The 24,799-nt window shown below is 40.4% G+C and carries 17 protein-coding genes; all 17 read left to right on the plus strand.

Annotated elements, in window-relative coordinates:
- The 17 genes from WMO43_RS09025 to WMO43_RS09105 all read left to right on the plus strand — a co-directional run bounded on the left by WMO43_RS09025 (position 1) and on the right by WMO43_RS09105 (position 24,699).
- Positions 1–441, plus strand: coding sequence for a PrgI family protein (locus tag WMO43_RS09025; RefSeq protein WP_015513337.1), 441 nt, complete (start codon positions 1–3; stop codon positions 439–441).
- The gene (locus WMO43_RS09030; protein WP_229027113.1) at positions 434–2,764 is read left to right on the plus strand and encodes a VirB4-like conjugal transfer ATPase, CD1110 family; all 2,331 of its coding nucleotides are present in this window, start codon (positions 434–436) and stop codon (positions 2,762–2,764) included. The genes WMO43_RS09025 and WMO43_RS09030 overlap by 8 nt, the downstream gene beginning before the upstream one ends.
- Positions 2,764–3,114: a hypothetical protein gene (locus WMO43_RS09035; protein ID WP_151165045.1), complete on the plus strand. Its 351-nt coding sequence runs from the start codon at positions 2,764–2,766 to the stop codon at positions 3,112–3,114. Before WMO43_RS09030 ends, WMO43_RS09035 begins: the two co-directional genes overlap by 1 nt.
- A 29-nt stretch (positions 3,115–3,143) precedes the next feature.
- Entirely contained in the window at positions 3,144–4,835 is a 1,692-nt protein-coding gene (locus tag WMO43_RS09040; RefSeq protein ID WP_353530958.1) for a lysozyme family protein, read from the plus strand.
- Between the two features lie 170 nt (positions 4,836–5,005).
- On the plus strand, positions 5,006–7,267 hold the full coding sequence (locus tag WMO43_RS09045; RefSeq protein WP_007884642.1) for a glycoside hydrolase domain-containing protein: 2,262 nt from the start codon (positions 5,006–5,008) through the stop codon (positions 7,265–7,267).
- Between the two features lie 80 nt (positions 7,268–7,347).
- The gene (locus tag WMO43_RS09050; RefSeq protein ID WP_006426967.1) at positions 7,348–7,908 is read left to right on the plus strand and encodes a hypothetical protein; all 561 of its coding nucleotides are present in this window, start codon (positions 7,348–7,350) and stop codon (positions 7,906–7,908) included.
- Between the two features lie 403 nt (positions 7,909–8,311).
- Positions 8,312–9,025 carry a LytR/AlgR family response regulator transcription factor gene (locus WMO43_RS09055; protein ID WP_015513340.1) on the plus strand — a complete coding sequence of 238 codons (714 nt, stop codon included), beginning with the start codon at positions 8,312–8,314 and terminating at the stop codon, positions 9,023–9,025.
- Positions 9,022–10,071 carry an ATP-binding protein gene (locus WMO43_RS09060; protein WP_243187884.1) on the plus strand — a complete coding sequence of 350 codons (1,050 nt, stop codon included), beginning with the start codon at positions 9,022–9,024 and terminating at the stop codon, positions 10,069–10,071. Before WMO43_RS09055 ends, WMO43_RS09060 begins: the two co-directional genes overlap by 4 nt.
- Positions 10,072–10,083: 12 nt before the next feature.
- Positions 10,084–10,296, plus strand: a complete 213-nt coding sequence (locus WMO43_RS09065) for a GHKL domain-containing protein (RefSeq protein WP_243187882.1) — start codon at positions 10,084–10,086, stop codon at positions 10,294–10,296.
- 191 nt (positions 10,297–10,487) lie between these two features.
- Positions 10,488–19,619, plus strand: a complete 9,132-nt coding sequence (locus WMO43_RS09070; protein WP_353530959.1) for a DNRLRE domain-containing protein — start codon at positions 10,488–10,490, stop codon at positions 19,617–19,619.
- Positions 19,600–19,854 (plus strand): hypothetical protein, encoded by a 255-nt coding sequence (locus WMO43_RS09075; protein ID WP_055155848.1) that lies wholly within the window; start codon positions 19,600–19,602, stop codon positions 19,852–19,854. Before WMO43_RS09070 ends, WMO43_RS09075 begins: the two co-directional genes overlap by 20 nt.
- Positions 19,855–19,861: 7 nt before the next feature.
- Positions 19,862–20,485, plus strand: coding sequence for a hypothetical protein (locus tag WMO43_RS09080; protein WP_055155849.1), 624 nt, complete (start codon positions 19,862–19,864; stop codon positions 20,483–20,485).
- Positions 20,486–20,651: 166 nt separating this feature from the next.
- Positions 20,652–21,068, plus strand: coding sequence for an MmcQ/YjbR family DNA-binding protein (locus tag WMO43_RS09085; protein WP_055155850.1), 417 nt, complete (start codon positions 20,652–20,654; stop codon positions 21,066–21,068).
- Positions 21,069–21,140: 72 nt separating this feature from the next.
- Complete coding sequence (srtB, locus tag WMO43_RS09090) at positions 21,141–21,953, plus strand: class B sortase (RefSeq protein ID WP_055155851.1); 813 nt, start codon at positions 21,141–21,143, stop codon at positions 21,951–21,953.
- Positions 21,954–22,144: 191 nt separating this feature from the next.
- Positions 22,145–22,987, plus strand: a complete 843-nt coding sequence (locus WMO43_RS09095) for a helix-turn-helix domain-containing protein (RefSeq protein ID WP_055155852.1) — start codon at positions 22,145–22,147, stop codon at positions 22,985–22,987.
- Positions 22,988–23,024: 37 nt separating this feature from the next.
- The gene (locus WMO43_RS09100; RefSeq protein ID WP_055155853.1) at positions 23,025–23,843 is read left to right on the plus strand and encodes a metal-dependent transcriptional regulator; all 819 of its coding nucleotides are present in this window, start codon (positions 23,025–23,027) and stop codon (positions 23,841–23,843) included.
- 19 nt (positions 23,844–23,862) lie between these two features.
- Entirely contained in the window at positions 23,863–24,699 is an 837-nt protein-coding gene (locus WMO43_RS09105; protein ID WP_349085160.1) for a hypothetical protein, read from the plus strand.
- Positions 24,700–24,799 lie beyond the last annotated feature (100 nt).

Below are 24,799 nucleotides of genomic sequence, written 5' to 3' on the forward strand. Positions count from 1 at the left end.
ATGGAAGTAAAGATGAACAAAGAAATCAGGGACTATCAGGAATCCATGTTTATGGGACTGGACCTGAGACAATGTGTGTGTTCTGTTCTTGCGATTCTTACAGCAGTCGGAATTTACTTTGGAATGCGTGATATTACCGGACAGGAAATAACCGGATGGCTGTGTGTGCTTGGTGCTGCTCCATTTGCTGCCTGTGGCTTTTTCAAATATCATGGTATGACAGCCGAACAGTTTTTATGGGCAGTGATCAAATCCGAATTGCTGTATCCGAAGAAACTGGTGTTTCAGTCGGAAGATATCTACTACTCCTGCATGCAGGAGACCATCTCGCTGGGAGAAAAGAATCAAAAGGATGGAGCAGAAATCATAAAAGAGCGGGAGCAAAAAGCAGAAGCAAAACAGAGAAAGAAACGCAAGGGAAGGAGTGATGCCTTTGATTAAAACCTTAAGTCAGGCACTTCGGATGGATAAGGAACGCTTCAAAGTTCCGAAATCCGTCCAACAGGCAATTCCCATCCAGCGAATCTGGCCGGATGGAATTTTTCAACAGGGAACGAAATTCTCAAAAACATATCGTTTTACAGATATCAACTATTATATTGCGAGTAAGGACAATAAGACAGAAATGTTTCTGGATTATTCTGAACTCTTAAATTCACTGGATTCCGGCATTTCTGCCAAAATTACCATCAATAACCGGAGAATCAATAAAGAAGAATTCGAAAAGTCTATTCTGCTTCCAATGAAGGAAGATGGACTGGACCACTATCGGGAAGAATACAACGAAATGCTCCTGTCTAAGATTACAGGAACAAACAACAGCATCTATCAGGAACGGTATCTGACCGTCAGTGTACATAAAAGATCGATTGATGATGCAAGAACCTATTTTGCACGTATCGGAACAGACATCGTAACACATCTGGCAAAGTTATCGTCCACAGCAGAAGGACTGGACGCAGAGAGCCGGCTCCAGATTTTCAGGGATTTCTTCAAGGGAGATGTCCCACAGGCATTCCCATTTGATCTGAAACAATTTGCCAAGAAGGGAACAAGTTTCAAGGACTGGATGTGTCCGGATTCTATGGAATTTGAACGTGACCATTTTAAAATCGGTGACAGGTACGGAAGAGTCCTGTATATGCAGGATTATGCAAGTTATGTTAAAGATGACATGATTTCAGAACTGTGTGACTTCAGCCGGAATCTGATGTTGTCGATTGATATCCTGCCAGTCCCTACGGATGAAGCGGTAAGGGAAATCCAGAACCGACTGCTTGGTGTGGAAACTAACGTGACCAACTGGCAGAGAAGGCAGAACGCTAATAATAACTTCTCGGCAATCGTACCATACGATATGGAACTTCAGAGAAAAGAAACCAAGGAAATGCTCGATGATCTGACAACCAGAGACCAGCGTATGATGTTCGGGATTTTGACAATGGTACATCTGGCAGACAGCAAAAAGCAACTGGATTCCGATACGGAACTGATTCTGTCAATCGCAAGAAAGCATCTGTGTCAGATGGCAACATTAAAGTGGCAGCAAGTGGACGGACTCAATACAGTGCTTCCTTATGGACTGCGAAAGATCAATGCCCTGCGTACACTGACAACGGAATCAACGGCTGTTTTAATCCCGTTCCATACACAGGAAATCCTGCAGCCGGGAGGTATCTATTATGGGCAGAATGCAGTCAGCAAGAACCTTCTGGTAGCCGACCGGAAGAAACTGATGAATGGAAACAGTTTCCGGTTGGGTGTCAGTGGATCAGGAAAGAGCTTTTCAGCAAAAGAAGAGATTGTGCATCTGGCATTGAGTACCGATGACGATATCCTGATTCTTGATCCGGAGTCCGAATTCACAAAATTAGTAGAGGCCTTGGGTGGACAGGTTGTAAAAGTATCTGCGACATCAGACAATCACTTGAATGCAATGGATATGGACGCAGCCTACGGAAATGAAAAGAATCCACTGATTGAAAAATCGGAGTTTATTCTGTCTGTATTTGAACAGTTGGTTGGAGCAGGAAACCTGTCGGCAAAAGAAAAGTCGATTCTGGACCGCTGTGCTGCAGATGTGTACCGGGATTATATCCGAAGTGGTTATACCGGAGAAGTTCCGACATTGAAAGATATGTACCGACAGCTGATGTTACAGCCGGAAGAAGAGGCAAGAGGACTGGCATTATCATCCGAACTTTTTATCAATGGAAGCCTGAACACCTTTGCACAGCCGACCAATGTGAATAAGAAGAACAGGATCATGGATTATGACATCCGGGAACTGGGGGAACAGCTTATGCCTCTTGGAATGCTGGTTACCTTAGACAGTATTTTCAACAGGGTAATTCAGAACTGGAAAGAAGGAAAAACGACATGGATATTTGCCGATGAGTTCTATCTGTTATTCCGCTATGAATACAGTGCAAATTTCTTCTACCGACTGTACAAGAGAATCAGAAAATACAATGGATTCGTGACAGGTTTAACCCAAAATGTTGAGGAACTTCTGAAATCGGACACTGCAAGACTGATGTTGGCAAACAGTGAGTTTTTGATTCTTTTGAATCAGGCAAGTACAGACAGGGAAGAACTGGCAGCTCTTTTGAATATTTCCGAAAACCAACTGTCCTATATTACAAATGTATCGGTCGGCAGTGGTCTGATCCGTTGCTCTGGGAATATCGTACCATTTGAGAATACATTCCCAAAGAATACAGACCTTTATAAACTAATGACAACAAAACCGGGAGAATCATAATGAAGAAAAAAGAAGAAGTAACGATAACTTTTTATGCTGCAGAGTGCGGTGAGTTCCATGATTTAGGAGAATATACAAAATGCAGAACGCTGGAAGAGGCATATAAAAAGTACCAGAAGTATTGTAGAACATCTGCCAATATGTGTCCTGCTATTGAGTTTTCTATCCATGATCCAGAATCAATTTATTCAGACATGGAATATCCATTACCGTTGTCATCAAAAGACAGGGGGGATTTGGAACTTGTGCCATATTACAACGAGCATCCACTGGTAAATGAAGCAATCAGACAGTTGGAGCAGTTGCAGAAACAGCAGGAAAAAAAGAAACATCGGGATGTTGCCCGATGAGATAAGAGATACGGAAAGAGGGTGACCGGATGAGAGATATCAAGGAACGGGTAAAGGATAAGAATCCGAAGATTCGAAATCCGGCTGCCCGGCTTCCGAAAGAGCTGGTTCGCCAGACGGTACTGGAAGAAAAAGAAAAGCCAAGGGAACAACATGAAAAAAGCAGTGGGCAGTCAGACTCCCCAACACAGTATGGAACTGAAAAAATAGAATCCGTACAGTACAGGGCGGCGAGTGTGGCAGGAAAAACTATAGGGAAAACCACATATCAAGGTGGAAAAAAACTTGCCGGAGTGACCTACAGGAAGATAAAGGAAAGAAAAAACAGACAGGAAGAAGTGAAAGCCGCTGAAGAAGCAATGGAGCAGGGGGCAGAAAGCGGAAAGAAATTAATCAAGCTGAAACCGGAGCAGGTCGCCTTTGCCAAGGAGAATGGTAAACGGCAGGTGAAAGCAGCACCGAGAGTGGTAAAAGTATCCGGTCTGTCTCAAGAAAAAATAAAGACACAGGCATCCATGCAGAAACAGCAGATGGAAAAAAGTCTTCAGGCGATGCAGAAAGCAAGAGCAGCCCAGATGGCAAGAAAGTCAGCACAGGCATCGGCAGAAAGTGGAAAAGCAGTCCTTCAGGTAACTGGAAAGGGTTCAAAGTTATCCGTACAGGGAATTACAGCAGCGATTCAAAAAGGGGTAGTAGCTCTTGAAAAAATGGGAAAATGGATTGCTGCCGGAGGTAGTGCATTTCTTCTGGTATTTATTCTGATTGTGGGAATCATTGCAGGAGCAGCTTTCAGCAGTAATTCGGAAAGCTCCGAATCCCTAAGTGAAGAAGTGCTTGCGTATACTTCTGTGATACAGCAGTATGCATCCCAATACGGCATTCCGGAATATGTGTCTGCGATACAGGCCATCATGATGCAGGAATCTGGAGGCAGGGGAACAGACCCGATGCAGTGTTCGGAAAGTCCATATAATACAAGATTCCCACACACTCCTGGTTCTATTACTGATCCGGATTATTCGATAGAGGTTGGAGTACAGACCTTTGCAGACTGTATCAGACAGGCAGGATGCAGCAGTCCACAGGATCTGGACAAGCTGAAACTTGCATGGCAGGGATATAACTATGGAAATGGCTACATAGGATGGGCATTGCAAAGAGGCGGTTATACAGAAGCCAATGCATTGCAGTTTTCACAGGAACAGGCAGCTTCGCATGGATGGAGCAGTTACGGAGATCCCCAATACGTTCCCCATGTGATGCGGTATTATTCCGGTGGCAGCCTGTTTGCTGGTTTGTTTGGTAATCAGCAGATTGTGTCGGTTGCAATGGGGCAGCTTGGAAACAGTGGCGGTCAGAAGTTCTGGAGCTGGTACGGATTTGACAGTCGGGTAGAATGGTGTGCCTGTTTTGTAAGCTGGTGTGCGGATCAGAGCGGTCTGATTGCAAGTGGGAATGTTCCTAAATTCTCATTGTGCAGTGATGGAGTGTCCTGGTTTCAGGGAAAGAATAAGTGGCAGAGTGGCGGAACAACTCCGACAGCTGGAATGATCATCTTTTTTGACTGGGATCATGATGGAACATCGGATCATGTAGGAATAGTAGAAAAGTGTGAAGGTGGAAGAGTTTACACGATTGAGGGAAATTCCAGTGATCAGGTACGGCAGAGAAATTATGCAGTAGATTACAGTTCTATAATGGGATATGGGGTGATAAATTGATGGTTTCTTTCATAATTTGTTAAGGATTTTATAAGGGAGTTAATGAATCCTTTGGAAAATAGTCACAAAATAGGCACAGTTGATTGATAAATTGTTATTGTAACTTTTAGTGATAGACATATAAAGAGTTAGAAATCTTTATAATTGACTTGAATTAGGAGGTAGTGAATATGAGTGATCAGAATGTAAAAGCAGCACAAAAATATTTAAATGCGATGTTTGGTGGACATAAGGATTGGGTAAAACTGGATGAAGATGGAAAGACCGGAACAGCCGTGATGCAGGGAATCATTCGTGCATTTCAGATTCAGAATGGAATCTCAACGATTACAGGAACGGTTGGACCACTTACTATTAATACCATGAAGAAGTTAGCCATTATTACAAAAATGGATCCGAATGATACTCCGCAGGTTAATGTATGCTTGATTCAGTGTGCTCTGTTTTGCAAAGGATATGCTGCTGGAGGAATTACTGGAATTTATTATACATCAGGAGTAAATGCAGTTAAAAAGATGCAGGAAAATGCAGGACTGGAAGTTACGGGCAAAATTGATTGGAAAGTTTGGTCTGGATTGTTATCCCTAAACTGGTTTACAAAGGTTTCTGGTGGGGATTCCAATATTGTTCTTATTCAACAGCAATTAAATAGTGACTGGTCAGATGTTATTGGTGTTGGACCTTGTGATGGAATTGCCTCAAGACAGACAATTTTGTCTTTAGTTGGTGCATTGCAGGCGGCTGAAGGAGTTACAACTGAATTAATTACAGATTTGAATTCAGTTAATTTTGGCGATGCAACAACAAATGCGTTTCCGGGTACATTACAGAACGGACAGAACTCGACGAAATATGTTCCATTTAATAAGATTGCTCAATACGGACTATATTTTAACGGATATAATCCGGGAAGATTCGATGGCGTGTTTGATTCGACTACAGAGTCAAAGGTGTCAGAATTTCAGGAGTTTTATGGTCTGACAGGAATTGGACTTGTAACAAAAGGAAAAGTAAATGTTTCTACTATGAAATCATTGCTTACGAGTAAAGGCGATACAAACAGGGCAGCAAAAGCGTGTGACTGTGCAACAGTATTAAATAAACAACAGGCATTAGATATAAAAAATGCAGGGTATACTCATGTAGGACGTTATCTGACAGGTTCTGTTGGAAAAGAACATACACCGAAATATTTGACATCAACAGAAGTGAAAAACATTGAAAATGCAGGATTATCGGTATTCCCGATATATCAGGATGGAGGATATGAATTAAACTATTTTAAGGATCCGTCCCAGGGAAGTGTTGATGCACAGACAGCAATTTTAGCAGCCGAGAGAATCGGTATACCAAGTGGAACGACTATATACTTTGCAGTGGATTTTGATTGTTATTCATATCAGATTGATACATTTATTATACCTTATTTTGAACAGATTCACATGATCTTTTTCAGTTCGACAAATGATAAAAATTATAAAGTCGGCATTTATGCACCAAGATATGTATGTACTAAAGTTTATGAAGCAGGATTGGCAAGTAAATCATTTGTGGCAGATATGTCAACTGGATTTAGCTGTAATTTGGGATATTCGATGCCGAAGAACTGGGCATTTGATCAATTTTGTGAGTTGAACTCATTTTCTTCATCACCTTCGTTCCCACTGGATAAAGATGCATATTCAGGGAGAGATACTGGATTTAAAAAGTTCGATGCCGTATCGACAAAAACAGATGAGGAAATAGCGCAAGAAAATCTTCGGGCAAAGGTAAAAATAGCACGAAATCAATATGTCTATAATGTAATGGAGCCGCTTGGTTATCTGAATAAAATTATGGATGTGGGTGTGGAGTATGATAAGGAAATTTCACTGGGAACAATGATGAGTCCTCAAGGAGCAATTGATATTTCTACTAAAATATCCACATCGCTTGAAAGTTCAACTGGTAAAATTTATAATATAAAAGTGGATATAGGAAATGATGGAGAATTGACACAAACTTGCAAAAATCAAATTATGGAGATTTCATCAAATTTATCAGATACAGGTATAGAGGGAGCAGATAACTTTGGAAATACGATAGAAAAAATTGCTTTATCGGTTAAATCTGGTAATATTGCTTTTGAAATAAATAATGTTTTTGCCAATAGTGTAGAGTTTTCCATTGTATTTAGTACATCAGATTTGCTGCCAGAAGAGGAAAAAGAGTGGACAATATCGGTTGCTTTGATTTTTACAATGACATTAAATTCTAATAGTGGTCTTGAATTTAATGTTGTAGAATTCACAAAAGAGCATAGTAATATACTGGCAGGAGCCGTAATATTAGTTCTTGCGGGTGCATTAGTTGTAAATGCAATTCCGTCAATTATTGCTTTATTTTCAGCTGGAGCAGGTACTGTTTTTGGTTTGTTGATTCAAGCACTGTAAATTGTAAAAGAATAAAAGAGACAATGGCCAGAGGTTCGATTTTATAAAGAGGACCTCTGGCAAAAGGGGGATTAAGAAGAATGCATATTAAATCAATTGTGTCAGATGAGGATAGGGAAGAATTAGAAAGAATGCTTTCGCTTGGGTTTATAATTCCTAATCAATTATTTAAAACAAGACAGAAAAGTAGAATGATTATCTATATTTTTACACCTGTAGAATTTTTACTGTCGATTAATTGTTATCTGTCGGAAAGTTATTTGATGTTTGGAATAGGGATTGGAACTTGTGTGGCTTGTGTGGCTTGGATTATTTGGTATCAAATGATTGGTAAAAATTTTGAAAAAAATGTTCATGAATTTGTCTGGGGTAGATCAGGATATGAAACGGTGGATATCGATGAAAACGCAATTAAAATAGATGAAGATCAAATTTATGAATTTAAAAATATTGATAGAATGTTCTTATATAAAAACTTCTTTTTTTTCATAACAAATGAAAAGAAAATATTTATATTTAAAACGACAGATATGGAGTCGGATGAACTTATAAAAATTATTAAAACAACAGGGATTTTATTTGAAAAAAAAGAAAAACCATTTAATATTTATAAGTATTGTAAAAAAGGAAAAAGTTTTTAAAAATAAGCAGAGGATGGTGGATTTATCATCCTTTTAGAGAAGAGCATGTATTTTAAAGGGAATCTGGTTTTGCAGGTTCCCTTTTTGCCATCAAAAACGTTGATGTTTTATCAAATGACGCTAAAAATAAAAAGAATAATGCAGGGGGTGACATTATTAGTTATCGCTGTAATATTTGGATAAAATATAAATAAAACATAAAAAATATAAATAAATTATAAAATGGCGACAGTTTTTTCTTGTTCAAGTGTTTATTATATAGAGGACAAAATAAGACAGCAAAGGAAGTGGTGCTGTTGCATCGGAAAAATGACACAAAATTAGTGATGTCCATTCGGGAAAAGAATTGAAGGGGATTCTTTTCCCCATTTGTCGTGTTACGAAAGACTGAGGGTAAGAAAATATGCTAGAACTTGCAATCTGTGATGATGACATCATCCTATGTAATTGGTTAGAACAGAAGCTGCTCCATTATGGGAAAGCGAATGACTGTCAGATATCTATAGAAATATACTATTCTGCGGAGCAGCTTCTTAACAGGCTGGAAGAAGAATCCTACGATATGTTATTCCTTGATATTTGTCTGGAACATGAGAATGGAATTGATATCGGAACGGAGATACGAAAGAAAAATTATGGAAAAGAACTGCGGATTACCTATATTTCAACATATCAGGAATATGCTATGAAATTATTCCGTATTCATCCATTTGATTTTCTTGTAAAGCCAATCCGAGAGGAAGAACTTTTCCGGGTGATAGGTGAATTACGGGAACTGTTAAAAGAACGGAAGAAAATATTTGAATATACGGATACAAAAGGAATCCACAAGATTTCTTATGACAAGATCCTGTATTTTTATAGTCTGGGAAAAAGAGTACATATCGTGACATCGGAAAAAGAATATGAATATCGAGGAAAATTAAAGGATGTAGCGGATGTAACAGAAGAATATTTCTTACTGATTCACAAGTCCTATCTCATCAATATGGAACACGTGGAGCATTACGAATATGACAACGTGGTTATGAAAGACAAGACACGTCTCAGTATCAGTAAAGCAAATCGCAAGAAGGTCAGGGAAAGACTATTACAAACGGAGAAGAAAAGATTATGAATATCCATTTGATCACTTATCTGACAAGTAAATTATTCTGGATTTATACTGTGTTCCGTTACAATACCATCCTGTATCCAAAAAATGAGGATACACAAAAGCTATTTGCATATTTTTGTGCATATCTGCTTTCATGCTGGGGAAGCATGCAGTGGGGAACGATGTACGGAGATCTGATCTTTGAGCTGATAGCTCTGTTAATTATAACAGTGGCATATCAGGCAGACTGGCAACATCATGTCTGGAATACACTTATGGTATATATTATGGGAATTTTATGTGATGGGATTCCAATCGTGTTCTTTCAACGGTATGCGGTAGCAAGAAATCCGGTGCATCATCACATGGGACCGGGAACTATTGTAATGGGAAATTTTATATTCTTTTTACTGGAAGTCATTATTGAAAGAAAAGTAGGTGTAAAGAGAAGTTATTATATAAAGAACCGTCATTGGCTTGCTATGCTTTCTGTCCCGGTGATCAGCATTATAGTCTGTATCAGGATATTGCTGCCAGACAGAAGAGGTGTGCGGTCTACGATTGTATTATTCTTACTGTTTATCAATGTGTTTATTTTCTATCTGCACGATGAGGTTCAGAAAAGTTATATTGAAACAGCAAAACAGGAAGAGATGAAAATTCAGATGAGCCAGTATGCAAAAGAACTGGAGATGATGATGAAATCACAGGACAGGCTGAATAAGATACATCATGATTACAAGCACCATCTTACAACAATAGGGGCAATGGCAAAAACGGGAGGAAATGAAGAGATTCTATCGTATCTGAAACAAATGGAGAATATAGCCGGAACAGCCTTATGTCATCATTTATATACAGAAAACCGTAATATGAATAATCTGCTGAATTATATTTTGGAAGATTCGAAATCAGTAATTGAAAATCCGGAGATTTCTGTAGAAATACCGAATCATATAGGGGAAGAATTATTTGATATAAGTATAATAGTGGGAAATCTTATGGATAATGCTATTCGTGGGACAGCAGCTTCAGATGAAAGGAGATTATCGTTTCAGATGTATTAAGGAAAAGGAATCATGAATATCCAGATTGAGAATAGCATAAAAGATACACCAAAAGTGCGGAATGGAATTTATCTGACAACGAAAAGCAGGAAAGAAGGACATGGAATAGGATTACAAAATGTGAAACTCGTAGTAGAAAAATATCATGGTCAGATGGAGATCTGCCATACGGAGAAATCCTTTCAAGTGAAAATATTATTATATATGAAATTAGATGAAAAATAGTAAGGCGATGGTGTCTTACTATTTTTTTCGACCGATTTCGTCTATTTTTGCCACCTCAAGGGGCATTTTTACCATTTATGAAAATTTTGTGATTTTTTAGATTATAGTAGTGCCAAAGTCAGAAAAAAGGAGGGTAGCGGTTATTTTGTAAAGGAATTATAGAAAAAGATTACAAGAGGGAGAAAGAGACTATGAAGAGATTTCGAAAGTCGGCTATAGCCTTAGTACTTGCACTCCTGATGGCACTACAGGGAACAGAGCCTATTTTTGTACAGGCAAAAGAGGCCATTGAGGATGTACAGAAGAATGCAGATTTCTCCAGACCAGAGGCTTTGACGGAAGAGGAAGCAGGGATTACAGATTCCACATCTGGAGAACAAGATAAGAGTCAGCAGTCTGATGCGGACGTACAAAATGAAACGACGCCATCAGAAGATACAGAGACGCAGGAAGAACAGACAACTCCAGCGGAAGAAACAGAAGAAAATCCGCAGGAAAAAGAAGTGGAGTTGAAAGAACCACAGGATTACTATCCGATTCCAGAAGAACCGGAAGGTGAACTGATTGATTATGATGCCATTTCCAAGACTTATAAGACAGGGGACAAGCAGTATACAACCGTTTATGGAGGTTATGTCGGAACTTATAAGAATGAGGATGGAGATACCGAGCTGGTTGATAATACACTTGTAAAACCAGAAGAAGCAGATACTCCGGCATCCGAAGAAGCACAGGAAGCCAGCAGTGTAGTGGCAACTGAAGAAAAGGAAGAGAAAACAGAAGTTTATCAGAACAAGGCAAACGATTATGCTATCCTTCTTCCGGAACAGATGTCAGAAGAGAATGGTGTAACGATTGAAAATGGAAAGACCAGAATCGGGATCATTCCGGTAGATGGAGATTATACACATTCCGTTATTAAAGACAATGCGATCCTTTATAATGAAGTTTACGAGGGCGCAGATGTTCAGTATACAGTACTGGATTCCAGCATTAAGGAAGATATCGTACTTCAGCAGCCAACAGACAGGGAAGTCTATGAATACGAGCTGCAGATTCCGGGGTATCAGGCAGAAGTAAAAGACAATCAGGTCTATATCTATCCGGAAGGGAAGACAATCAAAGATGCGAAGTATCTTCTGGAGACGCCATCAATGGAAGATGCTGCCGGGGAAATCAGTTTCCTGATCACATTGGAACTTCGGGAAGAAGATGGAAAAACAATCCTGACCGTAAAACCAGATAGGGATTGGCTTTCGGCAGAAGAACGTCAGTATCCGGTCAGGATCGATCCGACACCAGTAGAGATTCAGAAGAGTTCCTTTAACATGATCGGTGTGGAAGAGGGAAGTCCTACCAGTCAGATTGGTGACAACAATTATCCGTATGTCGGATTTGATGATGGTATTAAGTCTGGGAACCTTGCAGGATTTGGTACTGCACACCAGAACTGCCGGACTTATATCAAAGTAAATTCAAATTTTAGTCAGATTCCGAAAGATTCCAAAATTGACAGTGCAACATTTGCAGTCAGTCAGAAAACTGCATACAGTGGTGGTGCATCCCAGTTTGGACTTTATCGTGTAGATCAGTCGTGGAACACCTCCATCACATGGAAAACAAAACCAGTAAATCTTACGTTTCAGGATGTACAGAATGCAAGTACCAGCAGGAACAGCTATATCAATTATGACGTCAAAGATCTGGTCAATGACTGGGTGCAGGGAACTCATGCGAATAACGGATTTGCACTGGTAGCCATTGCCGAGGCAAATAACCTTGGAGCTTCTATGCAGTGTGAGGTACTGAATAACAGGGCATCCGTTTATGGACCGAAACTCAGCATCCAGTGGTCACCGGCTGAAGATCCATATCTGCGAGATATGTCACTGGATGAAACAACGATCCTGCTTCGCCCGATGACAGAAAAGAATACAAATGGAAAGCTGAAGTTTGATGCCGTATTTGCAGACGGAATTGCAAAGAGCAAATCTACAGTAGAATATTATCTGCTTCCAGATGAGGAAAATGAAGAACATCACGAAACAGATGCAAAACCATTGTATTCCTATCCAGACAGTACTGAATACAATAAGCAGTTCCCGGAGGCGAATAAGTATTACAGCAAAGATTCCAACTGGCAGAGTGCACTGTATTCAGGGCTGACGAAGGACAAGCTTTATAAGATCAAAGCAAAAGCATCGAAAGAGATTGATGGAAAGCTGGAAACAGGAAAAGAAGTGACCAGTGACAGCTTTGTGATCTATGAAGTGAAGCAGTTTGATACATTCCCGAAGATTGCAAAATATTATGGTGTTCCGCTTAAGAACATTATGAAAGACAATCAGGTTATGGACGCACTGGTAGTCGCAAATAACACGATCTTTATCCGTAACCCACAGACAAATGTTCCATATAGTCCTGCACCGCTTACCGATCAGGATAAGATGCGGATTGACGGAGCATTGATGGGAAGAGGCCTGCACTGTGAATTTGGATTTGAACCAGTCAACTTAAATACTGGTAACTTCTACATGGATCAGTCCGATGCGACGATGAATGAACTGAATGGAGAATTCTCCATTACAAGAAGCTACAATTCCAAAGGAACAGACCAGCATTCCATGTTCGGACGTGGATGGAGCTTTAACTATGACCAGTCACTTTCTCAAATGGAGGACGGAAGTCTTCTGTATATGAGAGGGGACGGAAGTTATCTGATCTTTGATAAGAATGAAGATGGAAGCTACACTACTCCGGATGGTTATGTATATGATTTAAAAGCAGTCAGCTATAAAGATACAGACCATGACTACATCGGATGGGAACTGACAGATGCGGATCAGAGCGTCTGGTCATTTGATAAATATGGAATTTTACGTTATGTAACGGATGTGAATGGATTTAAGACAGTATTAGATTATGACGATGATTATAATCTGAGTAAGATTACAACACCATCCGGAAAAACATTCGGGGTAAAACAGGATAAATTCGGGCATATCAAGGAACTGTCTCTTCCAGATGGTGGAAAAGTTTCTTACAAATATGATGAGCAGGGAAACCTGATATCTGTAACAGACCCGAATGGAACAACAAAAGAATATCAGTATGATGATGACAGCCGTATGACAAGCTGGAAAGATGAGAATGGCAATACGGTTGTAAAGAATACTTACGATAAAGAAGGAAGAGTTGTAGAGCAGACTGATGCAGAAAAAGGAACGGCAACTTTCAAGTACGGAAAGAGTTCTACTACAACAACAGATAACGAAGGAAATAAGACCGTTTATCATTATGATGATCAGTACCGCACAACATCCATTGAATATCCGGATGGAACAACCTGTGAAAAGACTTATAATGCAGAAAATCAACTTGCTTCCGAAACGACAGCAGCCGGAACAAAAACTTACACTTATGATGCATTTGGCAATGTAGCAACGGAGACAAGAGAGGATGGAAAGACAGCCTCTTATACTTATAATGAGCAGAATAAGCTGACCAGTGCAACTGGATATAACGGAGCAACGGTTACTTACAGTTATGACGGTAATGGAAATATGGTCACATCTACAAAACCGGATGGAACAGCCATTACCTATACTTACGATGACAAACATCGTATGGTATCCCAGACAGACGGCAGAGGTGTCACAACAACGTATTCGTATGACGGGCCGAACATGACCGGATATGTGGATGAAAATGGAGCAGCATGGGGATTCACGTATGACGCGATGAATCGTGCAGTTACCATGACAGATCCACTTGGAAATGTAACCTCGAACAGTTACGATGCGAATGGTAATCTGACTTCTAAGACAGCAGCCGATGGCGGTGTGACCGCTTATACACTGGATGGCGTGGGAAATATTACAGCAAGTACTGACGCACTGGGGAATACCACCACTTATACTTACGATAAGATGTACAACATGACCAGTGGTACAGATCCGAAAGGAAATCAGATCAGCTACGTTTATGATAAGAATTATCAGCAGGTCAAAGCAACCGATGCAAAAGGAAATACAATTACTTATAAGTATGACAGCATGGGACGTGTCATAGAAGAGAGTAATAAAGATTTTGGAACAAAGCTCTATGAATATGACAAAGCAGGAAATCTGAAAAAATATACCGACGGAAATGGAAATGCAACCGTATCCAAGTTTGATTCTCTTGGACAGGTGCTTCAGTCCAAAGATGCAGTTGGTAATATAACCAAATATGAATATGACGCATTAGGAAATGAAACCAAGATTACTTATGGAGATGGAAGCAGCCATTCCAAGGAATATGATAACTGCGGAAGACTCGCTAAAGAGACAGATGAATTAGGTGCAGTTACCACTTATACTTATGATGCGGCAGACAATCTGGTATCAAAATCAGATGACAGTGGAAGAACCTGGACTTATACCTACGATAATACAGGAAACCGCTTAAGTGAAACCAACCCAGAAAGTGGAACTACCACATATACTTATGATAAAGCAGGAAATCTGGTATCTTCTACCGATGAAGAGGGAAGAACAGATACTTATGCTTACGACAAGGCAGGAAATCTGACTTCATCCAAAGATGCCCTTGGATATACCGTATCCATGAAGTATGACTTAAATGGAAATCTGGTATCCTCTACCGATGAAAATGGAAATACCAGTACCATGACTTACGATGGTAATGGAAACATGACATCGGTAAGCGATGCAAAGGGCAACATTACAGCAATGAAATATGATTCCACCGACAATCTGGAACAGACGGTGGACGCCCTGAAAGGAAAGACCACTTACGAATACGATTCACAGGGCAACAGCACAAAGATGACGGATGCCCTCGGCAATGCGTACAGCTATGTGTATGATAAAGAGGGAAATAACACATCCATAATACTGCCGACAGGGGACAAGGTGCTGATGGAGTACGATGCCATCGGACAGCTTGTAAAATGTACGGATGCACAGGGACTCGTAATTACCTATCAGTATGACGGAGCAGGCAACCTGATCCATTCCTCCGACAATGGTGGAAACAGCATGGATTATACTTATGATGGTGCCGGAAATGTACTGACACAGACCGATGAACTTGGCAGGACAGCAACATACAAGTACGATCAGTACGGCAGACTCCTGAAACTTACTGAAGCAGACGGAAGTACCACATCTTATGAATATGATGTTATGGACCGCATTACAGCGGTAACGGATGCGGAAGGTCATAAAACAACCTTTACCTACGATAAAGTCGGCAACCAGTTATCCATGACAGAAGAAGAGGAAGCCACATATAAATACGCTTACGATAAGAAAGACCGGGTTATTTCTCAGACAAATCCACTGGGAGCATCCAGCACCTTTAAGTATGACGGAAATGATAATGTGACGGAATCTGTCGATGAAAACGGTACGGTTACCAAGTATGCTTACGATAAAAATGACAATCTCGTATCCCAGACAGACGGAAATGGAAATACGACAACCTACCAGTATGATGAACTGGACCGCAAGATCGGTGAGACTTCTCCGTTAAAAGAAACAAATGAATACCGTTATGATGCCATTGGAAATCTTACCAAATCAAAAGATCCGATGGGACTTATTACGGAATACAAATATGACAGCTTAAGTAATCTGACGGAACAGATCTCTCCAAAGGGAGCAGTTACCAAATATGATTACGACAAGCATGGCAATGTCATTTCTGTAACGGATGCAAAGGGAAATGAGACACAGTACAGTGTTGACCTGAATGACAATGTCACAAAGATGACACAGGCGAATGGCGGAGAGTATACCTACAGTTATGATAAAGCCGGACGTCTGAAGAGTATGACCAGTCCACTGGGTTATACTAAAAATTTCTCTTATGATAAAGTGGACAACGTGGTAAAAGAAAGCGACAGCTTAAAGAGTACCACCACTTATACTTACGATAAGCTCCATAACATGAAGTCTTCTACCAATGCACTGGATGGAACAACCAGCTTTTCTTATGATAAGTATGGCAATCTGGTGAAGGAGACAGATCCGCTTGGACGGAGCAATACCTACAGTTATGACCTGGCAGGTCAGATGACTTCTGCAGCTGATCCGCTTGGTAAGATAACTGCTTACACTTACGACCCGGCAGGAAATATTACTGAGATCACCAAACCGGGTGGAAGAAAGACCAGCTATGGATATGATAAGAATTATAATGTGACATCTGTAACAGATCCGATGGGCTATGTTGCAAAGACAGTCTACGATAAAGACAACCGTGTAACAGAAGAGACCGATGCACTGGGGCAGAAGGAATCCTATACCTATGATAAGGACAGCAGGGTAACTTCTATTACAGACAAGCGTGGATTCACAACGGGATTTGATTACGATGCACATGGGAATATTCAGGTTGTTACAGATAAGACCGGATTAAAGAGCCATCTGGAATATGACAAGAATGACAACCTGACCAAAGTAACTGATGCCCTTGGCGGTGTAACAACTTATGGTTACGACAACATGGATAACCTGGTGACCTTCACCAATGCAGCAAATAAGACAACGAATTATACTTATGACTTAGAAGGCAACCTGACATCCATCAAAGATCCGGCAGGAAGAACGGAGAAATTCGACTATGATGAAAAAGGCAGACTGACCGGACATACACAGGCAAGCGGCAAGAAAACCACGTATGATTACGACAAACTGAATGACCTGTTGGAGAAATCTTATCAGGACGCAAAAGGCGAGACATCCGAAAAGGACGTGACCTACGCATATAACAGTGCCGGGGAACGGGTATCCATGAAGGATCAGACAGGCAAGAGCAGCTACGAATACGATGCACTTGGAAGAATCACCAAAGTGACAAGCGGTTCGAAAAAGGATGTCAGCTACGTTTATGATGACGCAGATAATCTGCAGGCAATCGTATACCCGGATGGGACAAAGGTCAGCTATGAATACGATTTAAATGACAATCTGGTAAAATTGACAGACCGTAATAGAAAAGTAACCACTTACAAGCATGATGCGCTGAACCGTGTGACAGAAGTCGTTAGAAGCAACGGAACAAAGACGGAAGTGTCTTACGATGCAGAAGATCATATTACAAAGATTGTCAACACCTGTGGTTCATGTGGAAAAGTAATCAGTACTTATGAGTACAAGTACAATGATCAGGGATATGTAGTGGGAGAAACAGCTACAGAACTGGAAGCAGGAACAAGAAAGATGCCAAGCTGGGAAGACTGGTACAACTGGGGCGATACACAGAAAGAGACAGACAAAGCAGACTGTGAGCATCAGGAAAAAGAGATCCAGACAACACGTACTTATGAGTATGATGACAACTGGGAACTGACACGCTGTACAGAAAAAGCAGAGGGCGGTAAAAAGACAGTCCATAATTATACGTATGACAAGATCGGAAACCGGACTTCTTATGAGAAGATCGAAGATGGTGTCAGCAAAGCAAAATATAACTACAAGTACAACGATTCCAACCAGCTCATCAAACGCACCAATGCAAAGATCTGGGGCGATCCGGGAACAACCTACAGCTATGATAAAGATGGCAATCTGATCCAGGAATGTGATAAGACAAACAGTGCAGATCCGGTTACTTATGAATACACAGCAGAGAATCGTCTGGCAGTCGTAAAACAGGGTGGAACAGTCCTGATGGCAGCCATGTACGATGGAGATAACAACCGGGTATTCGAACTTGATAACACCTATAAATGGGAAGACTGTTATGGCGATGAAGTCCTGATCCCGGAGAACCAGCGTACCGAAGATGGGAACAGCCCGAAAGAGCAGCTTGCATCTCTGGTAAAAGGTGGTTCAAATGCTAAAGGTTATACACTGACAGAGTATATCAACGATATCAATCGTGAAAATACAGAAGTCCTCGCAGAGTATGGGGCAGACGAGAAAGTCCGTCAGGCTTATACTTATGGAGAAAGTGGAATCGGAGAACGTATAAGCGTTGATAAATCCACAGAAAGCAGTTATTATTTATATGACGGAAGAAACAGCGTGACCGGAATCCTGACCGAAACAGCTAATCTGACGAACAGTTATCAGTATGATTCATACGGTAACCTTACATCGGGAACAGCAGACGGTGTCAATTACTACGGTTACAATGGGGAGTCCACAAATGTAAAAACAGGACTTCAGTATCTGCGGGCAAGATACTATAACGCAGAGAACGGAACCTTTACAACTGAAGATAGTGATCTTGGAACGACAGAAAATCCATTAACCAGAAACCGCTACGATTATACAACCAATAATCCGCTGAATTACAGTGATCCGACAGGACATTCCCTGTGGAGCAGGATTAAGGGTGCAGCTAAGAAGGTGGCAAAAACGGTTGTAAAAGCAGCAAAAACAGTTATAAAAACTGTAAAAAATGTTGTTAAGACAGTAAAAAATGCAATCAGCCGTCCAAATCAGAGAATAAAGAATGCATTGGTAAGTAATTCATCAAAGAAAAATTCAGTAAAATTTACTGGAAATGGTTATAGTAATTCTTATCAAGGTAATAAGAGTAGGTATAGTGGAAATAAAATTTCCAACGGTACTAAATTTGTAAAAACTAATAGTAATGGGAAAGCCAATGGAATTTATACTTCATTTCATGCGTATGCAGAGGCTCGAACAAGCGAAATCCGTCAGGAAATTAAAAGAAAGCTATGTAGTAAAGATAGTGAACGAATACAAAAACAAATAAAGACTGGAGCTATAGTTGCAGGACTAAGCATTATTTTTACGAGCAATATGGAATTGCAACGATTAATAGAAAAATTCCCGAATATACGTATTGAGTATACTGGAACATTAAAAGACAGTTTAAAATTAAGCACCGGTATAGCAATGATAATCGGCGGAGCGGGCTTAACAATATTAGGTGGAGGCGGAACAGTAATGAGTGGCGGATTGGCCGCTGAAGTTAGTGTCCCAGCAGCGGTTGCAGGAGTTGGTGTAGCAGGAACAGGTGTAGCTATTGCTGGAAGTGCATTATCTAATATGTTTGATGTACGAATTCAGAAATCAAGTAAAAACAAGGGAAGTACAGATTCAAACAAGAAACCAACTAGCCGAAATCAAATGCAAAAACAAGTAGAAAAGGGGCAAGCTCCAAAAGAGGTGGATCGAGTTGATGGTGCTCATACTGAAGGACAGCAACCACATGTTCATTTTAAAGATGGAACATCATTAAATCAAGATGGAACAGTACATGATGCACATAAAGGAACGCCTAATTTAACAAATAGTACAAGAAAATGGCTGGAAGAAAATGGCTGGAAAGGAAATTAAAAAAATGAAATTTTTTGGATATGAAAAAGATAGTGAAAAATTAATGAAGTTGAGTGAAGCAACGTTTGATGGAACTTTAGAAGAATTAGAAGATTTGATTGATTTTTTAAAAACTGTCCAAGAAGAACATAGTAAGGTGGCAAAAAAAACGGATATGTGCCATTCGCATTTCCGAGACTGGAGTAATAAATGGAATAAGGAGGATTCAGATTTTATTGTGGTAACACGATTCTGAAAAAATAATGAAAGATAAAAAGATATTTTTTATATCAAATATATTATTAGTAAGTTTGTTAGTAAATGCTTGTACCAAACAACCAGACTTCGATTCCAAATCCTACGTCCAAAGTTCTCTTGATGCATACTATCATGGAGAATATAAGGACTATGCGAATCTGTTAGAAATCTCGGAAAAAGATGCCAAGAAAGAAATCGAAGAGGATTTTAATGAGAGTATCCAACAGCAATTTGATGATTCCGATAACATTACGGATAAAGGAATTGCTGATTATGCAGAAAAACTGGCAGAAGTAAAGAAACTGGCAAAATACAAAGTACAGGATGTGAAAGAAGAGGATGGAGTCTATACAGTAAGTGTACAAGTTGAACCATCCAATGTATTTCAGACATTGCAACAAAGCTCTACAGAGGTAAGCAATGAAAAAATAAAGCAGGGATTGGATGGAAATGATCCGGAAGTCTTTGCAGCTGTATTAACAGAAAGTGTCCAGAAGAGTCTTGAAAAGAACAGTTATGGAAAAACTGTTACTGTAAAAGTATCAGTGGAAAAAGATAATTCAGGAAAGTATGGTCTTTCGGATACAGAGATGAGTAAGCTGGAAACAGCGATGTTTCCAACAGAATAAGAATGAATGGAAAGCTATCAGAGGAAAAAAACTGGTAGCTTTCTTTTGTTTCAAAAACAGAGACTTGTTAAAAAGCTATTGTAATAAGCGAATCAGAAAAGTTATAATAAATGATAATGGATGGCAGAGGTCATCCATTCATTATGAGAAAAAGAAGGGATCCCACATGAACCAACAAGAAATATTCACATACATCCAAAAGCAATACCCCACCCATCCAGACACCATCAACAAATCCGGATACCCCGTCACCATCTTCAAAAACCCAAGAACCGCCGCACCTTATGCCATCTTTTACCAACCAGCCGAAAGAACAACTTTCATGGAGGTTCAGGCAGAGCCGGACATGATAGGCAACTACATCGAAATGTATCACCTTGCTCCGGCAAAGTACATGGACAAGAAGCACTGGCTGGCAGTTCCGCTGGACGGTTCTGTCAGCGATTCAAAAGTTCTGGATTTACTCGATATGAGCTACGACCTCGTAGACGGACAGGCAGAAGCAGATGGAGAAACAGGAGCAGATAGACAGATAGGGGCAGACGGACAGGCAACAGACAGTACGCCAGAAGAAAAAGATTGACAATTCTGACCACACATTCCATAATGACGATAGTGGTTCGAGAGAACTAACAGGAAAAATGGGAGAGACAACATGAAGAAAAAAAGCTCATACCGATGGCTGATATGGATCATTCTGGCAGTGGTTTTAATCGGGGTAGCACTTATGCATATCCTGCCCCCATACATCGACCGATGGAAATCTGCCAGAGATTATGACAAACTTGCCGAAGAGTATGTAAATGATGAGTCCGAACCAAATGATGGAAAACAGAAGAAAAAAGACTGGTGGGCTACAGATGTAAAAGTAGAATTTGACAAGCTGAAAGCCGAGAATCCAGATGCCATCGGGTGGATACGGTTTGATAATCAGGACGAACTTGGCATCAATTATCCGATTCTGTATTCAGGTGACAATCAGAAATATCTGAGAACCGACCTGCATGGCAACAGCCACATCGCGGGGTGTATCTTTTTGGAAGGTCTTAACAAATCTGATTTTTCGGATTATTACAACATTATTTACGGTCACAATATGAATGACGGAAGCATGTTCGGGAGCCTGAAAAAATATAAGGATGACGGTTTCTGGAAAGAGAATCAATACTTCACTGTATATTCTGAGACAACCGCCTACCGTTATCGAATCTTCTCTTATGAGGATGCAGTCAATGGCGGTGATGTATACAAAGTAGGATACCAGCCGGGCGAAGAGTATCAGAAATTTATCGACCAGATGATAAAAGATTCCGATGTTGATACAGGAGTAAAGCCGCAGACCAGTAACAAGATACTGACACTTTCTACCTGTACAGGGAACGGATACAGCAAGCGGCTTGCCATCCATGCAGTCTGCGTTGACGCACAGACTACGGATGAGTCAAAATTAAAGGAAACAGGAAATTAACTATGAAAATATCCAAAAGTATGTCGAAAAAATATCCAAAAACATGTTTTTGGATATTTTTATATGGAATTATAATGTTGTAGAGGAAAATGCATTGACAAACCTGAAAAAAGGACAATATAATTAAAATTACATGGTTTGAACCAACTAACCAAAACGTAATCGGAAAACGAGAAACAGAGGAAAAAGCAATGGAAACAAAGAAAGTGGCAAAAGAATACCTGCAAAAAGATATTCTGCGTACGATTTTTCAGATGAGGAAAAGGCAGGAGGATGATAAGCAGATCAAAAGAATCATCGTATTAGACTATGACCTGACCGAGTATCACTGGAAAACGAACATTAAGAAATTACAAGAGGAAGGATTTCTGGAAACGGACAGTGATGCGAAGATTCCGGCACTGACAGAAAGCGGAACGGAGTATGCGAGACAACTGCAACGGGCAGCTGAAGGCTGGAATCAGTTCTTGCAAATGAGCGGAGTCGATGAAAAGACAGCAGACAGGGACGGCAGACTCATGGCGTGTGAAGTATCCGATCCGGACAAAATCGACAATTTATGGAAATTTATCAATGAAGGTGGAAGAAGTTCCATTCCGAAAAGTGTAGACTGCCACACGCTTTGGAAGAAGTTGAAACCGGGAAAGTATCAGATGTGGTATTCCTTTTACACCACAGAGATTGGAAAAGAGAGAAAAGCAGCTATCGAAGATATGCGGTTTGAACGGGATGGCTGGCTGCACATAGAGCCTTGGGAGATATGGCTGGAACTAACAGAGCATCCAGAGAACGAGGATGACAGAACAATCTGGTATCAGAACATGCATGGAATCTGGAAGAAGGAAGAAGTAAATGATCACAGTATTAAAATTCCTGCCACAGCATTTCACATAGAGTACGAACAGCAGTGGTTGGGTGAAATACATTTCACCTGTAATATGGGGTTTGTCGCAGAGAAAAAGAAAGGCTCCAAGAAAAAAACGATATGCTTACTGGATGGAAGTCTTTTGCAGAAAATACCGGATATCGTGTAGCGGATAGATATTAAAAAAGACAGGTAGGAAAGGTAACATGGGAAGAAAGATTGAAAACAGAAATATTGATGTGACAAAAGCCAGAGGCGAACTGGAAGAAGATCTTCTGGAATATGTCTACCGGATGTGGAGGCAAGGCAGACAGATCACATCGAAAGAGTATGCCAGAGAAGTGAATATAACCGGATATGAAGCGGCAGGCCTGGTGCGGAGTCTGGTGAAAAAAGGATTTTTGTGTGAGCCGGAAAACGGACATCTGGAACTGAGCGATAAGGGAAAACTGGAAGGTATGGAGTGCCTTGCACGCCATGAGAAACTGACACAGTTCTTCCAGATGGTAAGTGGAATGGATCAGCAGAGGGCGCAGGAAGATGCCTGTAGAGTGGAACATTATATCAGTCCGGAAGGGTTAAAAGGAATTGAAAACTTTCTGCAGTACGGTGACGTATACGACAGAGTTTATGACGATATGGACTTGTATACCTTTTATGAGGATGGTGAGTTCCCGATGGCATTCGGACTGTATGAACCGGAACGACGCAATCCAAGATTCCTTGCACCAGAGTACGGGAAACTGGAACATTCTGTTATATTAAGAGTGAAAAAGTCCCAGAACTGCTTCCTGCTCAGGACAAAAAAGGACGAATCCATCGGCTATGTATGGTACAGAAGAGATGATGAATGGATACAGGCGAAAGAAGAAAAAGGTGTTTATCAGTTACCGACAGACATCTGTACTTATACTGCCAATACAGGAATCCCGATTACAGAAGCAGTGGCAATCATTGCGATTACACGCTTTGATCAGAAGCCATTGCCAATCGATTATCGGGAATTGAATATTCATGTATGGTGACGAAGAGAGGAACAAGAAAATGGAAAAAGGTGAACATCTAAAGAGACAGAACAGACCTACAATGCTGCAACTGCAATATTTACAACGCCTGTCAAGAGTAGAAAAGAAACGTGGAGCTCAGGGAAGTATCGCAGAATCTTATGGCGTGAATCGATCAACGGTAAACCGTTATTTTAAGAACTGCATAGAAAGAGGAATCCTGACAGAATCACTGGAATTTACCGCAGCAGGTGAAGAATGGCTGGAAAGATATACCAAGCTGTATGAGAATCTTGAAAAATATCTGGAAGAAATCGGTGCAAAACCGGAAGAAATCGAGGAATCACTGGATGTTATGGTGGAGAATATCGACATCCACATGCTGGAACTGATGATTAACGCCTATACAGAGAAAAAATCAGTATACAAGAAAAAAGAGAATGAACTGGATCAGGAGATACAGCACAATCTGCAGAAATGTGAAAGGCATCCGGTAGTGTTCCGGCTTTACCGGATGAATAAAAAGCAGGGGCAGGGAAGAGACTCTATGGCGATGAGAGGATTTGAAGATATAGCCAAAATCGTTCAGGAGAAGGGAGAAAGCTATCTGGAATTAAAGCTGAAAGAGATGGCAGCACACTCCAGAGTGAGTGGTGAAATGATGGCTGGAAAACTGAAAACATTGAAGTATGAGCATAATGAAGTTTTGGAAGAAGCAAGAATAGAGAATAATATAGTGAAAATCCCGATGGAAGCGTGCAGAATCCACCGATGGACGGGGATTGGCACGATGGGAATTGTACCAGTTACCGTAACCTGCAGTGTAGGACCAATGCACATGCCGGAAAGCACTGCACTATTATATTTCTGGGTATAAATTGAAATGAGAAAAATTCTCATTTACGCATATCATGTAACAAAATAAGAAAAAATTTCAATAAAGTGCTGTTGTTGATAAAATACTATCAATAACAGCA

This window comes from Maccoyibacter intestinihominis (genome assembly GCF_040096355.1).
Classification (GTDB): domain Bacteria; phylum Bacillota; class Clostridia; order Lachnospirales; family Lachnospiraceae; genus Maccoyibacter; species Maccoyibacter intestinihominis.

Coding starts and splice junctions, on each gene's coding strand:
- WMO43_RS09025 (WP_015513337.1), top strand. CDS start 1: ATGGAAGTAAAGATGAACAAAGAAATCAGGGACTATCAGGAATCCATG.
- WMO43_RS09045 (WP_007884642.1), top strand. CDS start 5,006: ATGAGTGATCAGAATGTAAAAGCAGCACAAAAATATTTAAATGCGATG.
- WMO43_RS09075 (WP_055155848.1), top strand. CDS start 19,600: ATGGCTGGAAAGGAAATTAAAAAAATGAAATTTTTTGGATATGAAAAA.
- WMO43_RS09105 (WP_349085160.1), top strand. CDS start 23,863: ATGGAAAAAGGTGAACATCTAAAGAGACAGAACAGACCTACAATGCTG.
- WMO43_RS09065 (WP_243187882.1), top strand. CDS start 10,084: ATGAATATCCAGATTGAGAATAGCATAAAAGATACACCAAAAGTGCGG.
- WMO43_RS09095 (WP_055155852.1), top strand. CDS start 22,145: ATGGAAACAAAGAAAGTGGCAAAAGAATACCTGCAAAAAGATATTCTG.
- WMO43_RS09055 (WP_015513340.1), top strand. CDS start 8,312: ATGCTAGAACTTGCAATCTGTGATGATGACATCATCCTATGTAATTGG.
- WMO43_RS09100 (WP_055155853.1), top strand. CDS start 23,025: ATGGGAAGAAAGATTGAAAACAGAAATATTGATGTGACAAAAGCCAGA.
- WMO43_RS09080 (WP_055155849.1), top strand. CDS start 19,862: ATGAAAGATAAAAAGATATTTTTTATATCAAATATATTATTAGTAAGT.
- WMO43_RS09035 (WP_151165045.1), top strand. CDS start 2,764: ATGAAGAAAAAAGAAGAAGTAACGATAACTTTTTATGCTGCAGAGTGC.
- WMO43_RS09050 (WP_006426967.1), top strand. CDS start 7,348: ATGCATATTAAATCAATTGTGTCAGATGAGGATAGGGAAGAATTAGAA.
- WMO43_RS09070 (WP_353530959.1), top strand. CDS start 10,488: ATGAAGAGATTTCGAAAGTCGGCTATAGCCTTAGTACTTGCACTCCTG.
- WMO43_RS09060 (WP_243187884.1), top strand. CDS start 9,022: ATGAATATCCATTTGATCACTTATCTGACAAGTAAATTATTCTGGATT.
- srtB (WP_055155851.1), top strand. CDS start 21,141: ATGAAGAAAAAAAGCTCATACCGATGGCTGATATGGATCATTCTGGCA.
- WMO43_RS09085 (WP_055155850.1), top strand. CDS start 20,652: ATGAACCAACAAGAAATATTCACATACATCCAAAAGCAATACCCCACC.
- WMO43_RS09040 (WP_353530958.1), top strand. CDS start 3,144: ATGAGAGATATCAAGGAACGGGTAAAGGATAAGAATCCGAAGATTCGA.